Here is a 2068-nt window from a genome sequence, read left to right on the forward strand (position 1 = left end):
CTGGCGGGAGCTGGGCAAGGACGGCCGCGAGCTGGCCCGGGCGGACCTGGGAACCCTGGCCAGCCATCTGCGAGGGGGTTTTATGCTGAAATCGATCGCCTGCAGCTGCGTCTTCCCGCTGAATACCGGGATCAGGCCCATTTGATCGCCCGCTGGGTGGCCGAGGAACTGGCCGGTGTGCCGGTGGCGGCCGGCGGAACATGTGAGCGGTTGGCCGTACCGCCCGTCATGGCCATGCCGGGAACCGGGGCTCGCCATATCGCCCGGCAGATCGCCGCGGCCGTGGCGGACCAGTTGAACACCAGACAGGGCCGCGATCCCCAAGCGGGTGGTTGATCCATTTTTTACGGACCCGTTAAAACCGCATCAGAGGTTCTTATGCTCAACACCATGAAAGGCATGCTCATCGAATACGCCCTCTCCCTGCCGCCACTGGTGCTCGTGTTCGAATTCAACCCCGAACGCCTGACGCGCACCCGCCACCATCACCCTGCGCACGGGAAGCGCGCCCGGCACGCGCGGCGGATATGACTTCGCGCTGCCTACGGAAACGGCGCGGGTCGCCCAGGGGGTGACCGTCCAGCCGGAGCGCTTCAGCATGGAGATCCTGCTCGACGCCACCGATCGCATGAACGACGGCGATGGGATCGCCTCCCAGTTCGGCGTCGAGCCGGAACTGGATACCCTGCGCAGCATGGTCGAACCCAAGTCCCAGGGTCCGGGGGGCTTGCAGACCCTGGCCAGTCTCGGCCTCGGGGGGCAGCGGGCCTTCCAGCGCAGCGAGTCGGCCTCGGTTCTGTTGCTGGTGTGGGGCACGCATATTCTACCGGTTTTTCTCACCAGCGTCGAAATCACCGAACAGGCGCACCTGCCGTCGCTGGTTCCCTACCGGGCCAGGGCCACCTTGAGCATGCAGGTCATCGAAGGCAACAACCCGTTCTATACGGTGGAAAAAGTGCGCCAGGTAGTCGGCGCGGCGATGAATACCGGTCGAACGGTGGTCGGAGGAATTTTCTGAATGCTGAAAAAAGGCTCACGCTACGAAAAGACCCGGACCTTTGATGCGGCAGCCGACGGGTCGACACCGTTTGAGGGGCTCCGGCCACGTGATATCGCCACGGCCACGGGGGTTATCGAGCACGTGATCACGGCGGGTGACCGTCTCGATCTTTTGGCCAGCCATTATTACAACGACGACCGCCTGTGGTGGCGCATCGTCGACGCCAACCCGGAGTTCCTCTACGGGGGCGACATGGTGCTCGAATCCATGCAGGGGCAGGTCATCCTGATCCCCAAAGCGAGGGAATAAATGGGATTGCTGGATTTCCTGGAAGCCAAATTCCGTGAACCGGCCGAATGCATCATCAAGGTCGGCACCGCCGCTGCGGAGATCGTCGATCTCTATCCGTTTTTAACGGAAGTGACGGTCTCGGCCAGCCGCAGGCGACCCGCGGTGGCCACCCTGATCTTCGAAACCCGCCGCGACGGCCAGGGGCAATGGGAAGTGCAGGACAGCGGCGTTTTCGCTCCCTGGGAGCCGATCGTCATCGAAGCGGCCTTTGGTTCCACCACGGAGGAGGTCATGCGCGGCTTCGTGCGCGAGATCCGGGCCGATTATCCCGAGGAGAGTGGCGCGGCCACCGTTACGGTGCAGTGTCAGGACGATTCCCTGCAGCTCGACCGGGGGCACGTGCGCGAGGTCTGGGGCGGTGACGTGCCCACCAGCGATTCCATCATCGTCACCACCATCCTGGCCAACTACGGACTGACGCCCGATCCGGACAATGGTGCCGGACAGAGCGATTTGACCCTCAACCAGGATGAAACCGACATCGTCTTTCTCAGGCGGCGGGCCGAGGCCAACGGCTACGATCTGCTGTTTCGTGACGGTGCGGTCTATTTCGGCCCCATGCAGCTCGATGCCGAGCCCCAGGAGACCATCATGGTCTATGCCGGTGAGGCCACCAATTGCCAGCGGTTCGACGTCCGCGACGACGGCCACCAGGCCGACCAGGTGCGCTTCGACCGGGCGGAAACGGCCGGGCAGGGGACCGTGTCGGAAACCGTG

Annotated in this window: 5 protein-coding genes; 4 read left to right on the forward strand and 1 reads right to left on the reverse strand. The window is 63.9% G+C overall.

The features are described from left to right. The first annotated feature begins 141 nt into the window (after positions 1-141). Positions 142-336, forward strand: coding sequence for a hypothetical protein (locus JCM12296_RS34330; protein ID WP_157068180.1), 195 nt, complete (start codon positions 142-144; stop codon positions 334-336). A 30-nt stretch (positions 337-366) separates the two neighbouring features. Here JCM12296_RS34330 and JCM12296_RS46720 read toward each other — a convergent pair whose 3' ends face one another. Then, positions 367-600 carry a hypothetical protein gene (locus JCM12296_RS46720; RefSeq protein ID WP_246805307.1) on the reverse strand — a complete coding sequence of 78 codons (234 nt, stop codon included), beginning with the start codon at positions 598-600 and terminating at the stop codon, positions 367-369. Here JCM12296_RS46720 and JCM12296_RS34335 point away from each other — a divergent pair. The 3 genes from JCM12296_RS34335 to JCM12296_RS34345 form a co-directional block, all read left to right on the forward strand. Then, entirely contained in the window at positions 599-1018 is a 420-nt protein-coding gene (locus JCM12296_RS34335; protein WP_246805309.1) for a hypothetical protein, read from the forward strand. The two genes, JCM12296_RS46720 and JCM12296_RS34335, sit on opposite strands and share 2 nt — an antisense overlap. Next, positions 1019-1309, forward strand: coding sequence for a LysM peptidoglycan-binding domain-containing protein (locus JCM12296_RS34340; RefSeq protein ID WP_054702610.1), 291 nt, complete (start codon positions 1019-1021; stop codon positions 1307-1309). Beyond that, the coding region (locus tag JCM12296_RS34345) for a phage late control D family protein (RefSeq protein WP_054702613.1) at positions 1310-2068 on the forward strand (759 nt) is incomplete at its 3' end.

Source organism: Desulfosarcina cetonica JCM 12296 (genome assembly GCF_001311845.1).
Taxonomy (GTDB): Bacteria; Desulfobacterota; Desulfobacteria; order Desulfobacterales; family Desulfosarcinaceae; genus Desulfosarcina; species Desulfosarcina cetonica.

Coding starts and splice junctions, on each gene's coding strand:
- JCM12296_RS34335 (WP_246805309.1), top strand. CDS start 599: ATGGAGATCCTGCTCGACGCCACCGATCGCATGAACGACGGCGATGGG.
- JCM12296_RS34340 (WP_054702610.1), top strand. CDS start 1,019: ATGCTGAAAAAAGGCTCACGCTACGAAAAGACCCGGACCTTTGATGCG.
- JCM12296_RS46720 (WP_246805307.1), bottom strand. CDS start 600: ATGCTGAAGCGCTCCGGCTGGACGGTCACCCCCTGGGCGACCCGCGCC.